Annotated in this window: 16 protein-coding genes; 6 read left to right on the top strand and 10 right to left on the bottom strand. The window is 72.0% G+C overall.

Annotation, left to right across the window (positions count from 1 at the left end; genetic code table 11):
* Window positions 1-161: 161 nt before the first annotated feature.
* The 8 genes from ACWC9T_RS30470 to ACWC9T_RS30435 form a co-directional block, all read right to left on the bottom strand.
* A complete protein-coding gene (locus ACWC9T_RS30470) occupies window positions 162-755 on the bottom strand; it encodes an alpha/beta hydrolase (protein ID WP_449824267.1) in 594 nt (197 codons plus the stop codon).
* 24 nt (window positions 756-779) lie between these two features.
* On the bottom strand, window positions 780-1,712 hold the full coding sequence (locus tag ACWC9T_RS30465; RefSeq protein WP_449824266.1) for a phosphatidylinositol-specific phospholipase C: 933 nt from the start codon (window positions 1,710-1,712) through the stop codon (window positions 780-782).
* Window positions 1,713-1,824: 112 nt separating this feature from the next.
* Window positions 1,825-3,066, bottom strand: coding sequence for an MFS transporter (locus ACWC9T_RS30460; RefSeq protein WP_449824265.1), 1,242 nt, complete (start codon window positions 3,064-3,066; stop codon window positions 1,825-1,827).
* Between the two features lie 148 nt (window positions 3,067-3,214).
* Window positions 3,215-3,928 (bottom strand): helix-turn-helix transcriptional regulator, encoded by a 714-nt coding sequence (locus ACWC9T_RS30455; protein ID WP_449824264.1) that lies wholly within the window; start codon window positions 3,926-3,928, stop codon window positions 3,215-3,217.
* A 16-nt stretch (window positions 3,929-3,944) separates the two neighbouring features.
* Window positions 3,945-4,877 carry an alpha/beta hydrolase gene (locus ACWC9T_RS30450; RefSeq protein WP_449824263.1) on the bottom strand — a complete coding sequence of 311 codons (933 nt, stop codon included), beginning with the start codon at window positions 4,875-4,877 and terminating at the stop codon, window positions 3,945-3,947.
* Window positions 4,878-5,049: 172 nt separating this feature from the next.
* Window positions 5,050-6,222: an alpha/beta hydrolase gene (locus ACWC9T_RS30445; protein WP_449824262.1), complete on the bottom strand. Its 1,173-nt coding sequence runs from the start codon at window positions 6,220-6,222 to the stop codon at window positions 5,050-5,052.
* Window positions 6,223-6,353: 131 nt separating this feature from the next.
* The gene (locus ACWC9T_RS30440; RefSeq protein WP_449824270.1) at window positions 6,354-6,821 is read right to left on the bottom strand and encodes an NUDIX hydrolase; all 468 of its coding nucleotides are present in this window, start codon (window positions 6,819-6,821) and stop codon (window positions 6,354-6,356) included.
* Between the two features lie 55 nt (window positions 6,822-6,876).
* A complete protein-coding gene (locus ACWC9T_RS30435; RefSeq protein ID WP_449824261.1) occupies window positions 6,877-7,086 on the bottom strand; it encodes a hypothetical protein in 210 nt (69 codons plus the stop codon).
* 194 nt (window positions 7,087-7,280) lie between these two features.
* Between ACWC9T_RS30435 and ACWC9T_RS30430 the strand changes: the two genes are divergently transcribed.
* The 3 genes from ACWC9T_RS30430 to ACWC9T_RS30420 all read left to right on the top strand — a co-directional run bounded on the left by ACWC9T_RS30430 (window position 7,281) and on the right by ACWC9T_RS30420 (window position 9,529).
* A complete protein-coding gene (locus ACWC9T_RS30430) occupies window positions 7,281-7,511 on the top strand; it encodes a hypothetical protein (protein ID WP_449824260.1) in 231 nt (76 codons plus the stop codon).
* Between the two features lie 208 nt (window positions 7,512-7,719).
* Window positions 7,720-8,307, top strand: coding sequence for a hypothetical protein (locus ACWC9T_RS30425; protein ID WP_449824259.1), 588 nt, complete (start codon window positions 7,720-7,722; stop codon window positions 8,305-8,307).
* 94 nt (window positions 8,308-8,401) lie between these two features.
* Window positions 8,402-9,529 (top strand): threonine aldolase family protein, encoded by a 1,128-nt coding sequence (locus ACWC9T_RS30420; protein WP_449824258.1) that lies wholly within the window; start codon window positions 8,402-8,404, stop codon window positions 9,527-9,529.
* A 14-nt stretch (window positions 9,530-9,543) separates the two neighbouring features.
* Here ACWC9T_RS30420 and tsaA read toward each other — a convergent pair whose 3' ends face one another.
* A complete protein-coding gene (tsaA, locus tag ACWC9T_RS30415) occupies window positions 9,544-9,960 on the bottom strand; it encodes a tRNA (N6-threonylcarbamoyladenosine(37)-N6)-methyltransferase TrmO (protein ID WP_449824257.1) in 417 nt (138 codons plus the stop codon).
* Window positions 9,961-10,246: 286 nt separating this feature from the next.
* Here tsaA and ACWC9T_RS30410 point away from each other — a divergent pair, with 286 nt between their 5' ends.
* The 3 genes from ACWC9T_RS30410 to ACWC9T_RS30400 all read left to right on the top strand — a co-directional run bounded on the left by ACWC9T_RS30410 (window position 10,247) and on the right by ACWC9T_RS30400 (window position 13,088).
* On the top strand, window positions 10,247-10,825 hold the full coding sequence (locus ACWC9T_RS30410) for an NADAR family protein (RefSeq protein WP_449824256.1): 579 nt from the start codon (window positions 10,247-10,249) through the stop codon (window positions 10,823-10,825).
* A complete protein-coding gene (locus tag ACWC9T_RS30405; protein WP_449824255.1) occupies window positions 10,822-11,931 on the top strand; it encodes a hypothetical protein in 1,110 nt (369 codons plus the stop codon). Before ACWC9T_RS30410 ends, ACWC9T_RS30405 begins: the two co-directional genes overlap by 4 nt.
* Window positions 11,932-11,999: 68 nt before the next feature.
* Window positions 12,000-13,088, top strand: a complete 1,089-nt coding sequence (locus tag ACWC9T_RS30400) for a hypothetical protein (RefSeq protein WP_449824254.1) — start codon at window positions 12,000-12,002, stop codon at window positions 13,086-13,088.
* An 88-nt stretch (window positions 13,089-13,176) separates the two neighbouring features.
* Here ACWC9T_RS30400 and ACWC9T_RS30395 read toward each other — a convergent pair whose 3' ends face one another.
* Complete coding sequence (locus ACWC9T_RS30395; RefSeq protein ID WP_449824253.1) at window positions 13,177-14,559, bottom strand: glycine--tRNA ligase; 1,383 nt, start codon at window positions 14,557-14,559, stop codon at window positions 13,177-13,179.
* Window positions 14,560-14,567 lie beyond the last annotated feature (8 nt).

The following is a 14,567-nucleotide window of genomic DNA, read 5'->3' as shown; positions in this document are numbered from 1 at the left end:
CGTGGCCCCGCGGCCGCGTCCCGCTCCCCCCCGGCCCCCGCGCGGGGCGGGGGGGGGCCCCCCGCCCCCGGCGGCACCACTGGATAGCCGCACACCAGATCTTCTGCCCCTTGGGCGGGCGCCCTCCCCTCCCAGGAAACCTGAGGCTCAGCGGTCAGGGGTCAGCGGGCGGCGAGCGAGCCCACGAAGCAGTCCAGCCGCTCGACGACCTGCCGCAGGACGTCGACCGAGCCGAGCGGGTCGCCGTCACGCTCCAATCCGTGGTCGGCGCCCGGCAGTTCCAGCACCTCGTGCCCGGTCGAGTCGGCGATCCGGCGGTCCCACCGCCGGTCGGCGCTCCCGCCGACCAGCAGGGTCGGCGCCTGGGCCCGTCCGAGCGCGCGGGCCACGTGGTCGAGGGTGAGGACGGGCGTCAGCCAGGCCGCCGCGAGCCGGCGGTCGGCGGCGAGGCCGCCGGCGAAGGAGCCGAGGGACTTGCCGACCAGCAGCCGGCAGGCGCCGCGCTCGGCGTCGACGGCCTCGGTGACCTGCCGCTCCACCCAGGCGATCCACTCGTCCATCGTCAAGTCGGTCCATTCCCCCGGAGGTTGCCACCACAGTTCCTGGACCGTCCAGCCGTGCCGAAGCAGGACGGCGCGGGCGAAGTGCAGCAGTGGTCGGGCGGGCTCGTAGCCGCCACCGGGGATGACGAGTGCGACCCGGTCGGGGTCGCCGTCGTAGCGGGTGGGCAGGGTCAGCGGAGCGGATGCGGCCATGGCCGGAGGCTACCGCCCGGACGGTCAGCGGGCGATGAAGTTCCTGTCGATGAGCAGTTGCAGTACGTCGGTGTGGAAGTCCGGGAAGTCCATCGGGACGATGCCGAAGTGGGCGGGCTGCCGGCGGCGGGCGTCGAGGTAGTCGCGCACGGGCGGGAGGATGGCGTCGGCGTTGACCTTGGGCCAGCCGCCGTTGGCGTAGCTGGTGAAGTTGACGTACATCCGCGGGGAGCCCTGGTCGTTGTGGGCGCGGTCGAACCAGTCGATGACGGCCTGGGACTTGGCAGCGAGGCTGACGCCCTGGAAGGTGTCCTGGGTGGCGAACCAGGGGTTGGTTCCGCTGGACCACTGGATGACCGACCAGGGGTTGGCGAAGTCGGCGGCGAGGACGATGCGGCCGCGGGCCTGGCCGAGGGTGGGCCACCAGGGGTTGGTCCAGAACAACGGGCGGTAGCCGAGGTCGTCCAGGTAGTGGTTGATCCGGCGCTGGAACTCGGGGGCTTCGAGCCGGTTTCCGCCTGCGTACTCGTTCCTGATCCGCATGACGACGGTCTCGCCGGGGCGCGTGGCGAGAAAGGCGCGGCACTGGTCGAGGACGTCCTGGAGGCGCAGGTACTGGTAGGCGTCGCTGTGGTAGACGCCGAGTTCGTCGGCGGTGCCGGCCAGGCCGTTGCAGCGGATGTCCAGGAAGCGGATGCCGCAATGGAGTTGCTCCGGCAGGCCCCAGTTCTGGGTGTGGGACCACTCGGTGCCGTGCCAGGGGTCGGTGCAGCAGGAGGCGTGGGTGCCGGGGATGGTGAGGGTGGTCAACGGGGTGGCGTCAGCCAGGGCGGCCATCCAGGAGGACGGGTCAACGGCGTTGGCGGCCCGAGCTGTTACGGGTAGGAGGAGTCCGCCGACGGCCGGGAGGGCGGCGGCTCCCCAGCGCAGGACGTCACGACGGGTGGGGCTGCTCATGGTTGCTCCTTCACCTCGGCCTCGCTCGAACTGTGGTGCCCCCCAGCGGGTGTGCTCGACCGGACGTGCCGCGAAACTCCTTTGGCACTACCGAGGTTGACCTTGCGCACGATCACGTCCGGAGCGCCCCGGGCAGCACGGTCCGGGGGCGGGTCGTCACGACCGCGAGGGTGCCGGTCAGGGCGATCGCGGCGAAAACGGTCAGCGCCCCGGTGGTGCCGACCACCCCGGCCAGGGTGCCGCCCAGCAGCGCGCCGACCGGCATGACGAGCTGGCCCATCGAGCGTGAAAGACCGAGCACCCGGCCGAGCTGGTCCGGCGGGGAGAGCAGCTGCTGCAGGGTCACCGAGCTGACCGCCCAGACGGTCGCGCAGAAGCCGAACACCAGCTGGTAGGTGATCAGCACCGGCAGGGCGAAGCCCAGCGAGGCGGCCGGGATCAGGAACAGGGCAGCCGCAGCGAGCGGGCCGAAGACCGGGATCACCCGGGTCGGGCCGACCCGGGCGATGACCTTCTTGGCGGTGAGGACGGCGGTCACGGCCGCCACGCTGAAGGCGGTCGTGGTGAGACCGACCTCGCCGGGGCCCAGGTCGGCGACCTGGTAGGCGAAGTAGGCGAAGAGGCCGCCCAGCCCGGCCCCGCCGAAGTTGAGGGCGGCGGCGGCGACCGCGAGCCGGGCCAGCACCGGTTGGTCGCGGAGCACCCCGAGGCCCTCCCGCAGGGACTCGGCGATCCCCGGCCGCCCGGCCACGGTCTCCGGTGCGGCATTCCGCTGGAGCCCGGGCAGGCTCAGGGCCAGGGCGGACAGCCCGTAGCTGACCGCGTCCGCGACCATCGCGGTGGCCGCCCCGACGGCTTGGACCAGCCCGGCGGCCAGCCCGGGCCCGGCGATCTGGCCGACCGAACGGGCCCCGGCCAGCTTGGCGTTGGCGGCGACCAGGCCGTCCTCGGGCACGAAGCCGGACACCGCGGTCGGCACCGCGATGGCGGAGAGCCCGCCGAGCGCACCGGAGACTGCCGCCACCCCGTAGAGGTGGACCAAGGTCAGCGCGCCGGCGGCGTGCGCCAGTGGCACGGTGGCGATCAGCAGGAGCTGGACGACGTCCACGGTGACCAGCAGCCGCCGGCGGGAGGCGACCCGGTCGACCAGCACCCCGGCGAACGGCCCGGTCAGGCCCTGCACCCCGTACTCCAGGGCGAAGAGCAGGGAGGCGGCCAGCGGACCTGCGCCCAGGAGGAGGATCGCCAGCGTCGGCAGAGCCAGCGCCGTGACCTGCGTACCCGCCACGCTGACGCCCTGGGAGAACATCAGGGCGGGCACCGCCCGCCGGGAGGAGGAGGTTGGAGCGGCCACAGGGACTGTTCTCGCGCCCTCATCCGCCATGTCTCCCACGCTACTTCATCATCGAAGCCCAGAAGCCCGCGCCGGACGCCCCTGTTCGGCCGCGAGAAGCCGGCCCGGCCGACTTGCCCTGCTCCTGACGGCCGGGTCCCCAGCACCCTCAGGGCGTGAGCGGAGCCAGCGCGGTGGGCCGTACCGCGCCGACGGCGGCCGATCCCTGCAGCAGGGCGGCCAGGTCGTGGGGCGGGGCCGGTTCGCCGGTCGGGGTCGCCGCGGTGATGCGGTCCAGCCGGAAGCCCCGGCCGGCCCGGCGGGTGCGGCACCAGGCGATGAGGTACCACTTGCCGTCGGCGGTGAGCAGTCCGGCCGGTTCCACGGCGCGGTCGCTCTCCCGCCCGGCCGCGTCGGCGTAGGACAGCCGCAGCACCGTGCCGTCGGTGAGGGCCCGCTCCACCGCGATGCGGACCGACTCCGCGGTCCGGGTCGGCAGCGCGACGATCCGGGCGGCGAGTTCCTGAGCCGCCGTCGAGGCGGGGCCGGACATCGCGGCGACGATCTTCTGAGCCGCCGTCCGGGCCGCGCCGGCGTACGGGGCCGAGGCGTCGGCCGCGGCGAGCGCGGCGACCAGCGCCGAGGCCTCCTCGGGGGTGAAACGGATCGGCGGGAGGGTCATCGCCGGGTCGATCGACCAGCCCCCGCCCCGCCCGGTGGTGGCGCGCACCGGGACGCCCGACTCCATCAGCGCCTGGAGGTCGCGCTGGACGGTGCGCGCGCTCACCTCGAACCGCGCGGCGAGCGTGGCGACCGTCAACGATCGCGGCGCCGCCGCGCGCAACTCTTCCACCAGTGCATAGAGCCGAGGGGTGCGGTTCATGCGGCCGACGCTACCGTCACGCGCCGGCCAGGAAGTCCCGCTCTCGCTGCTGTTCCCGCGCGGTGACGGTCAGCGGGAACAGGGTGAAGCCGTGCATCGCCCCGGCGACGACGCCGAGCTGGACGGGCGCCCCGGCCGCCTGCCAGCGCTGGGCCAGGAAGAGCGAGTCGTCCAGCAGCGGGTCCTCGGTGCCGACGACGATCCGGGCGGGCGGCAGTCCGGTCAGGTCGGCGTACAGCGGCGAGACCTCCGGGTCACGCCGCTCGTCCGGGCCCAGGCCCGGCGTGAAGAGCTCGTAGCTGCCCCGCACCGAGTCGGAGTTGCTGAGCAGCCGCCGGGAGCCGAACAGCCGCTGGCTCGGCGTCATCGACAGGTCGTACGGGCCGAAGGCCAGGTGGGCCGCCCGGAACGCGCCGGTGATGCCGTGCCGGTCGCGCAGCCGCAGCAGGGTCAGGACGCTCAGGTGGGCGCCCGCCGACTCGCCGCCGATCAGCAGCCGCCGGGTGCCGAACTCGGCCTCGGCATGCTCCACCAGCCAGCGGGCGGCGGCCTCGCAGTCGTCGGGCCCGGCAGGGAAGGGGTGCTCCGGGGCAAGGCGGTAGTCCACGCTCACCACGGCCAGTCGGGCTTCGGTGGCCAGGCTCCAGAGCTTCTCGTCCTGCCCGTCGGCCGAGCCGAACGCCCAGCCGCCGCCGTGGATGTGCAGGTACACGCCGTCGACGTGCTCCGGCCGGAACACCCGGACCTTCACCCCGGACGGGAGGACGCGGTCCTGGCCCTGGGGCAGTCGCACCGGAGGCGTGTCGCCGCCGAGCCGGTTGCGTCGCAGGTGCGCAATCAGGGCCGCGTCGGGTGCTTGCCCGCGCGGGGGCCGGAGGACGGCGGCGGCCTCGAACTGCTCGTTGAAGGCCAGGGTCTCGGCGAGGCAGTCCTCGTCTGTGATCGTCATGAGTCGATCATCGCGACCCTTCGCGACAACAGCCTGTCACCCTTTTTCAGTGACCTACGTCACAGTAGATCGATAACTATCAAATCTGATACGGCCGCATATATTGCGAGAGGCGTCGATGCGCCGACCGCCGAGACCGAGCTGCGAATGCAAACTCGAGGCCCTGGCGGGGTCAGCGGGGCGGGATGATCCCGCTCAGCCACTTGAAGGTCGGGACGACCAGCGGCTTCCAGGTCGACGTCAGGTGCGCACCGGTGGTCTCGAACGGTGTGACAGTGGTCGGGCTCTTCGCCGCCTGCTGGAGGGCGGTCGCGTCCTCCAGCCCGTCGCCCCGCTTGCCGGTCACGTAGAGCGCGACGTTCGGCGGCGTCGGGGCGTGGGTGAGGATGTAGAGCGGGTTGGAGGTCTCGCGCAGCTTCGGGTCCTTGGCGGTCAGTGAGTCCTGTTCGCCGGCCGGGTCGTTGTAGCCGGACATGCTGATCGCGGCACGGTACCGGTTCGGGTGGGAGAGCGCGAGGCGCAGGGCGCAGTGAGCGCCGGCCGAGTAGCCGGACAGGGCCCAGCGGTCCGGGGTGGTGTCGGCCCGGAAGTTGTCCACGATCATCTGCGGGACGTCCCGCGAGAGCCAGGTGTCGGCGTTGACCTTGCCCGGAATGTCGGCGCACCCGGTGTCGGTCTTGCCGAGGAGGGTGACGCGCGGTGCGACCAGGATGAACGGGGTCACCTGACCGGACTTCATCTGTGGTTCCAGCTGTTTGGTCGCTTCCATGGCATCGCCGAACCAGGCGCTGGAGGATCCGGGGAACCCGGCGAGCAGTTCGACCACCGGGAAGGTCTTGTCCTTGTACGCGGGGTCGTCGTACTGCGGCGGCGTCCAGACCAGGACCTCGCCGTCGACTCCGGAGAGCCGGCCCTTGAGGTCGGCCTGCTTCACGTTCCTGGGCACGGCGTCCGAGTCGGGCGCGTGGAAGGTCTGCGGCACCTTGGGCGCGGGGGTGCCGGACGAGCCGGCGGGGGCGGCACCCCGGTCGCCGGCCAGGCCCTCGTCCTTCGGGGGCACGGGCACGGCCCGGACGTGGCTGGAGTTGCCCAGCAGGTCACCCCAGTTGTCGTAGAGCTGGTTCTCGTTGTTGACGATCACGAAGACCATGGCCACGGCGGTGAACTGGCAGAGCAGCACCGTGCCGAGGTAGGAGAGCGCGCGCAGCGGCGTGCGCCGCTGTTCCGGGGTTCGCGCCCGCCCGAAGAACCTTCCCCGGCCCAGCCATTGCGCCATGGCCAGCACGATGGAGCCCACGAACAGAACGATCGTGAGGATGAGGAAGGGGGTTCCCGTCAGGTTCATCGTGCTCGGAGCCGGTTTCTGTGCCAGCCGGGCCCGCGTGCCCGGTCACAGGGGAGACTCTGTGGAACTGCCGTTCGGTTGCCGAGTTCTGAGAATTTCCTGGGAACCGCCCGCGCACCCGGGGCCGGTCCCTAACGGACGGCGGGGATGCGGCCGCTGCGCCAGTCGGTGAGGCGCTTGCGGATGCTGGGGAGGATCGGGAGGGCGTCGACCTCGGCGGGGGTGAACCAGCCGACCTCGAAGGACTCGTCGGAGGTACGGAGCTCACCGCCGGTGGCGGCGGCGAGGAGGCAGATGGAGAACTCCTGGCGGACCTCGCCGTCGTCGTAGGCCAGGATGTGGCCGGGGTCGGTGTAGGTGCCGACGATGCCGGTGACGGCGATGTCGATGCCGGTCTCCTCGCGGGTCTCGCGGATCGCGCAGTCGCCGATGGACTCGCCGAGTTCCATGGTCCCGCCGGGCAGGGCCCACATATTGTTGTCGGTACGGCGCTGGAGCAGGACGCGGCCGAGGCCGTCCACTACAACTGCGGATGCTGCGGGCACCAGACTGTTGGGCTCGGGGGCGTTCGGGTCGTCCTCGTAGTCGCGCCTGGCCATGCGGATGCCTCCGGCGGTGGTGGCGGCCTTGGGCGCGACGCCCAAGGCCGCGAGGTCAGATGGTGGTGGCGCCGAACTCGCCCTCGCGGACGGCGGTCACGGTCCGCTCCATCCGTGCCGAAATCCGCTCGTCGAGCTCGTCCTCCAACAACAGGGGTTGCGCACTCAGGAAGATCGCCCTTGCGTGACCATTCGACTTCACAGCGTAGCTCCGCAATAGCAATCTGGTGGGGGGAATCCCCGAACTCATCAGGAGCAGCGCCATGACTTCCATGCTCAGAAAGATCACCGCCGAGGACCGCCGCGAGGCCGCCGACGCGCTCGACGACCTCAAAGCGACCCTTAACTCGGCGTCGTCATGGACCTCATCGGCGGCCGCCTCTACCTCCGCCCGCCGCACGGCGGCATCGAGTGGACCGCGCGCCCCGAAGACATCGGCCCGCCTCCCCCGAAGGCCTCATGACGTCACCGACCCGCCCCCGCGCCTCCCTGGTCGCCGCCGCAGCGTTCTCCGTCGCGGTCGGGACGGGCGCGGGGGCTCTCGCTGCCCACCCGCTGCGCCACGACGACCCCGGCATGGCGCACCTGCTCTTCCTCCTGGTCCTCTGCGCGGTGACCCTGCTGGTCAACTCCGCGCTCAGCGGGGCCATTCAGCGCCGACGCCCACCTCTGCCTGTGGACGATCCGTGACCAAAGTCCGACGCGGCCGTCGGCCTTTTCGATCCGACTCCATGCCATCGTGAAGGTCCGCACCTCATCTGGTGTACGGAGGGAGGGGAGAGAGATGGTCCGCGCAACGGGCATTGCCACGAGGCTTCGCATCGTTCTCGCAGGTCTGGTCCTCGGAGTCGCCGCGTGCAGCGGGGCGTCCGAGGACCATGGACCCGCCGGAGGCGCGATGACCGCTTCCGGTGGTGGCGCCGCAACTCCGGCCGCCACCCCGAGCATCCCCCGCCCGGTCTTCCCGGCGGACGCCAGACAGGCCGCCCTTCGCATGGCCAAGGAGGACGGTACGGCGCCCGCGCGGGACAGCGAGGTCGCCGTGGCCGACTACGACGGAGGCTACGGCCCGGAGCTGATCTGGCGCGCCGAGCAGACCGGCGGCTTCTGCATGGCGGATGTCAGCGAAATGGGGGTGAGTAAGAAGTGCGCGTCGGCCGAGCAGATGCACCTCGACGCCCTCCCGGTCCCCGGGGCCGGCAAGTTCCTGGGGGCCGCGCGGTTCACCGACCACGGGCACCCGGCGTGGGCGTGGACCCTGATGGCCAGCGGCGAGGAGATCGACCACCTCTCCTGCCAGGGGCGGGTGTTCGCGGCCCGGGCGGTGTTCTCCTCCCACCACGGAAACGTGCCCGTCGTCGTCTACACGGTCACCGTTCCGGAGGACCTTCCGGGCGAGTTCCGGGTGGCCGTGCGCCGTGACGACGGGCCCGCGGAGGAGCGTGTGGTGCTCAACCCCGGGGAATCCGCCACCGTACAGTGCTGAGCGATTACGGGGAGCGGTCCCACAAGGCGGGGGCGGTGCGGGGCACGCCGGAAAAGCAGTTGGTCCGCCCTCCCCTCCGGCCGACAATCGCCGGATGACCGATGACCAGATCGACTGGGGTCGCCTCCGCGCAGCCCGTCGAGCCAGCAAGCGCTTCTTCTCCGGAGCCCGCCCCGTCACCATCCACGAGCGGCTCACCGCCCTCGCCGCCGCAGTCGACCCGAACCTCTACCCCGACGTCTACGGCAACGGCGGCCCCGTCACCGAACTCGAAGAGCGCACCGCCGCCCTTCTCGGCAAAGAGGACGCGGTCTTCTTCCCCACCGGCACCATGGCCCAGCAGGTGGCCCTGCGCTACCACGCCGAGCAGACCAACAACCGGACCGTTGCCCTCCACCCGCTCAGTCACATCGAGCGGCACGAGCGCCACGCCCACACCCAGCTGACCGGTCTGCGCGGCCTCTGGCCCACCACCGAGCAGCGCCAGCCGACCCCCGCCGAACTCCACGACCTCGGTGAGCCCTTCGGCACCCTGGTCGTCGAACTCCCCCTGCGCGACACCGGCTTCCTCCTCCCCACCTGGGACGAACTGACCGAACTCACCGCCGCCGCCCGCGAGACCGGCGCCCGGGTGCACTTCGACGGCGCCCGGCTCTGGAACACCACCGCCCACTTCGGCAAGCGGCTCGACGAGATCGCCGCCCTCGCCGACAGCGTCTACGTGTCCTTCTACAAGGACCTCGGCGGCATCAGCGGCGCCGCCCTCGCCGGGGACAAGGCGTTCACCGCCTACGCCCGCACCTGGCGCCACCGCTGCGGCGGCCAGCTCTACCAGCAGTGGCCGGCCGCCCTCTCCGCGCTCTCCGGCCTGGAGACCGCGCTCCCCGAACTGCCCGGCTTCGCCGCTCACGCCAAGACCCTCATCCCGGCCCTGGCCGCCCTCCCCGGCGCCCGCATCCACCCGGAAGCCCCGCCCACCCATGAGTTCCAGCTCTGGCTGCCCCACCCCGCGCAGGCCCTGAACGCCGCCGTCCTCGCCCTCGCCGAGCGGGAGAAGATCTGGTTCGTCCCGGAGTGGACCGACGCCGCCCCCGGCCTCGCCATGGCCGAGGTGAGCCTCGACGGCCCGGCGCAGGACTGGACGGCCGAGGAAGTCACCGAACTTGGCCAGCGCTTCCTGGAGTTGGTAACCGCCGCCGAGCAGGGAACCACCACCGACTGAAGCGCCGGTCGCCCTCAACGCTCGCCACCCCGGGGCAGCACAGGCTTCACGTCCAGGATCGGCGTGCCGTCGATGGCCTCCAGGTCGCTGACCCGGATCCGCGGGCCGTCCACGGCGAGGACGGTGACCCGGTGCAGGCCGATGGGGTTGGGGCGGTCGGGCGAGCGGGTGGCGAAGACCCCGGTCTCCGGCCGGGCGTGGTCACCGCGCGGGTGGACGGCGAGCACCTCGCGGTCGGCCCGGTCGAGCCAGGTCAGCAGCAGCACCTCCTGCCCGGCCGCCAGGTCCCGCAGCCCCCGCTCGACCGAGGGGTCGAACACCAGCCAGGCGTCCGGCCCACCCTCGTCCCCCTGCTTGGGGGCGCCCACCCGGTCCGTCAGCGGCGACTCCACCCGTCCGATCGCCCGTACCTGGTAGTGCTGGTCCGCCATCACGATCTCTCCTCTGTTCGGTGTCGGATCCGGCTCCGCTGCCGGGGGATCGAGGCCCGCAGCCGGCGGATCGTCCGCAGCAGCTCCGTCCGGTGCTTCGCAGACTTCACCCAGGGCGGCAGCTTCTCCAACAGACTCGTCGGAAGGCCGCGTGTGGTGTCCCGCTCGCGCAGTGCCCCACCGCCCCACCGCCCGTTCCGTCCGCCCGATCATCGCACCATCCCATCGACGGCCCAATCCAGAAACCCGGCGGGCCACCGCCGGGTCTTTGTGTCAGAATGACGATATGAGCAAGCAGCATGTGGGGGACCTTGCCGACGTCCGCAACCGCGAGGACCTGGCCGCCCTGATGGCCGCCGGGGCCCGGCCGAAGTGGGTGATGTTCTGGGGCCACACCCAGCGCAAGGGCGGCGGGACGCGCCAGGAGTGCCTGAGCCAGTGGTGGCCCGGGCGGTTCACCGTCGACGGGGTGACGTACGCGTCCGCCGAGCACTGGATGATGGCCGGCAAGGCCCGGATGTTCGGGGACGAGGCCATCGAGCAGCGCGTCCTGGAGGCGCGCACGCCCGCCGAGGCGAAGAAGCTCGGCCGACTGGTCAAGGACTTCGACGACCGGACCTGGACGGCCGGCCGGTTCGAGCTGGTCGTCGAGGGCAATGTCGCGAAGTTCAGCCAGGACGAGGCGCTGCGCGACTACCTGCTGGGCACGGGCGGCCGGGTTCTGGTCGAGGCCAGCCCGCTGGACCGGATCTGGGGCATCGGCCTCCCTTCCGACGACATCCGCGCCGAACGCCCGCTGGAGTGGCGGGGGTTGAACCTGCTCGGCTTCGCGCTGATGGAGGCGCGGGCCCGGCTGGCGCAGTGAGGCCGGTCGTCCCGCTGCTGGACGGGGCGGTGGCGGTCTCGACCGTCGCCGCCCTGCTGCTGACGCCCGGAGTGCTGCGCCGGGAGGCCCGACCCGGACGCGAACGGCGCTTCGGCCCCGAAGGCGCACTCGCCCTCGTCACGGCGCTCATCTTCCTGAACCAGGCGCTGGTCGCGGTCTACGTCCAGCGGGTGAAGGGCGGGAGCACGGCGTTCATCACCCGCTACCTGCCGCCCGGGTGGTTCGACGTACCGCGCCTGGACCGCCTCGCCGCGCACTTCCCAGCACCGGAACTGCTGGCTCCCTCCGTGCTCCGGGTGCAGGCGTTCCTCGAACTCCCGCTCGTGCTGCTGGCGTTCGTCGCCGTGCTGCGGCGACTGGACCGGGAACTGTACGTCCGGGTGGCCCGCTCGCCGCTGATCCCGCTCGCGGCCGCCTCGTACACGGTGGCGTTCTGCGCGGTGGAGTGGGACCTGCGGAATCCGTACACGGTGGACGACATCCTCCTGCGGGTGTTCTCCGGGGCCGTCACACCGGTGCTGATCTCCTGGCTGGCGAGGCGCGAACCCGCCGGGCATCGGCCCCCGCGCAGCCCGCTGCTGTTCGCGCTCGACCTGTGGGCCTACGGGCAGTTGATGCTGGTGCTGTACGACACCGTGCTGCTCTACGACCTCGCCCGGATCGGCGGGCACCTGCCGTCCGCCGTAGCGGCGTTGACGGTTCTCGTGGCCACCCGACTCGTCGAGCACCGGGTGCCGTCGCCCACCGGCCCCCGGGGCGGCGCGCTCACCGGGACGATCGGACGGGGGCTCGCGCTCTTCCTCGTCCCGGCCCTGGCGATCCGCTACGCCGGAACCTTCGCCACGCCCCAACTCGCGGGCGCCGCAGGCCTGGTGGTACTGGCGGCGGCGCTGCGGCGGGACACCCTGCGGCTGCTCCCGGCCGCGGTGGCGGGTGCGATCGTCGGCTACGCCGTGGCGCGGATCGCCCCCGGCCCGTACTACGAGGCGACCCTGCTGCGGAGCGCGACCGGCGCACTTCTCGCAACGACCGCCCTCTGCGCGCTCCTTGACACCACTCGGGCACGACTGGTCGTGCGCTCTTAACTCCCCAGCCACATAACAACGCCAGGATGTCCCACAGTCAGGGTCTGGATGGACAGGTTGGGGCGATCATGCGTATGCGGCCGACGGCAGAATCCGCAGGCCAGCAGCCGAGCGGCGAGCAACAGGCCGCCGAACTCCGGGCAGAACTGGACGAGTTACTCCGCGCGAGCCGCTACGCCGGCCAGCGCGAACGGCGGTTGAACGAGGCGATACGCGCGACCCCGGGCCGCCACCGCCCGGACGGTGACCTCCTGCGACAGCTCGCCCAGGCCCGCACCCTCCGCGAGGACCTGGGCGCCCGCTGCCTCCAACTGAGCGACCAGCTGGAGGAGTTGGAAATCCAGCTCAGACAGCGGCAGCATCCCCACGAGGAACCGGAACCCCAGCCGAGGCAGACCCCACCGCCACCCCCCACCCGGCCCGACCTCGGCGGCCTCACGGAGCGGATCACCACCCTCCACCGCACCGGCGCCCTCCCCGAGGCCGAGGAGCTGCTGAACCAGGCCGCCACCCTCCTCGCCCCCGCCGACGCCGCCCTGCTGGTCGGCTTGCTCTCCCAGCGCGGCCCGACCGGCGCCTCGCTCCACCTCGCCCGGACGGCCGCCCGGGGCGCCGCCGACCACGCCGTCGCGGTGCTGGCCGAGCTGCGCGAACTGGGGCTGGCGGAGGAGGCGGCGGAGCTGTTCCACGCCTTCTGGGCCTATCCGGCGGCCGCGGTCCCCGACCTCCTCGGGGCCCTGGAGCGGGCCGGTCAGCGCGCCGACGGCGCGACCCTGCTCTGGGAGTGGGGCTCCGCCCCGACGCCCGAGCTGACCTCCCTCGCCGCCTGCCTCCAGCAGCACGGCCGCCCCACCGACGTCCGCACCCTGCTCCGCCAGGCCGCCGGCCGCCCCACCCCCGACCTCGCCGACCTGGCCACCGAGCTGCCGCCCGCGCTCGCCACCCTCCTGCTGACCGAGCTGGTCGCCCTGCGCCCGCCCGTCGAACTGGTCCGCCTGGCCACCGCCCTGAACGGCACCCCGGACCTCTACGGCCAGCTGCTGGCGGCCCTGCTCGCCGACGGGACCCGCCACCGCACCACCCTCGCCGCCCTCCGCACCGCCGGTCTGCCGACCGCCCCTACCGCCGCCCCGCGCTCCCGCTGGGGCCGGCGGTAGGGGGCATGAAGGACGGCACAACAAAAGGAGCCCCCGTCCGCCCTGCGATCAGGGGCGGACGGGGGCTCCCGGAGCCGGAGGAGCCGACCTAGCAGCCGATGAGGCGCGCGCCCAGGTACGCCTTCACCTGGTCGAGCGACACGCGCTCCTGCGACATGCTGTCGCGGTCGCGGACGGTCACCGCGTTGTCCTCAAGGGTGTCGAAGTCGACCGTCACGCAGAACGGCGTGCCGATCTCGTCCTGGCGGCGGTAGCGCTTGCCGATCGCGCCGGCGTCGTCGAACTCGACGTTCCAGGCGGTGCGCAGGTCGGCGGCCAGGCCGCGGGCCTTCGGGGAGAGGTCGGCGTTGCGGGACAGCGGCAGGACGGCGACCTTGACCGGGGCCAGGCGCGGGTCGAGCCGCATGCCGACGCGCTTCTCCATGACGCCCTTGGCGTTCGGCGCCTCGTCCTCGAAGTAGGCGTCGATCAGGAAGGCCAGCATGGCGCGGTTGAGGCCGGCCGCCGGCTCGATGACGAACGGGAAGTACCGCTCGCCGGACTCCTGGTCGTAGTACTTGAGGTCCTGGCCGGAGGCGTTGCTGTGCACCGACAGGTCGTAGTCGGTGCGGTTGGCGATGCCCTCGAGCTCGGAGAACTCGGAGCCGCCGAAGTTGAAGCGGTACTCGATGTCCACCGTGCGCTTGGCGTAGTGGGACAGCTTCTCCTTCGGGTGCTCGAAGAGCCGCATGTTCTCGGTGCGCAGGCCGAGGCCGACGTACCAGTCCCAGCGCTGCTGGAGCCAGTACTCGTGCCACTGCTCGTCCTCGCCCGGCTTGACGAAGAACTCCATCTCCATCTGCTCGAACTCGCGGGTGCGGAAGATGAAGTTGCCGGGGGTGATCTCGTTGCGGAAGCTCTTGCCGACCTGGGCGATGCCGAACGGCGGCTTCTTGCGCGAAGTGGTCTGGACGGCCTTGAAGTTGGTGAAGATGCCCTGGGCGGTCTCCGGGCGCAGGTACGCCAGGCCGCTGGCCTCCTCGGTGACACCGAGGTGGGTCTTCAGCATGCCCGAGAAGTCCTTGGGCTCGGTGAACTGGCCCTTGGTGCCGCAGTCGGGGCAGTTGACGTCCTTGAGGCCGTTCGGCGGCGGGAAGCCGTGCTTGGCCTCGTACTTCTCCTCCAGGTGGTCGGCCCGGTGACGCTTGTGACAGGAGAGGCACTCGGTCAGCGGGTCGTTGAAGGTGGCGACGTGGCCGGAGGCCTCCCAGACCTCGCGGGCCAGGATCACCGACGAGTCCAGTCCGACGACGTCCTCACGGGCCTGGACCATCGCACGCCACCACTGGCGCTTGATGTTCTCCTTGAGCTCGACACCCAGCGGCCCGTAGTCCCAGGCGGCACGCGTGCCGCCGTAGATCTCGCTGCAGGGGTAGACGAAGCCACGGCGCTTGCTCAGGCTGACGATCGTGTCGATCTTGTCGGCGGCCACAGTGCTCT

Source organism: Kitasatospora sp. NPDC001159 (assembly GCF_053598235.1).
The sequence above is the reverse complement of the archived record's forward strand: the minus strand, read 5'-3'. Positions and strand labels throughout refer to the sequence as shown.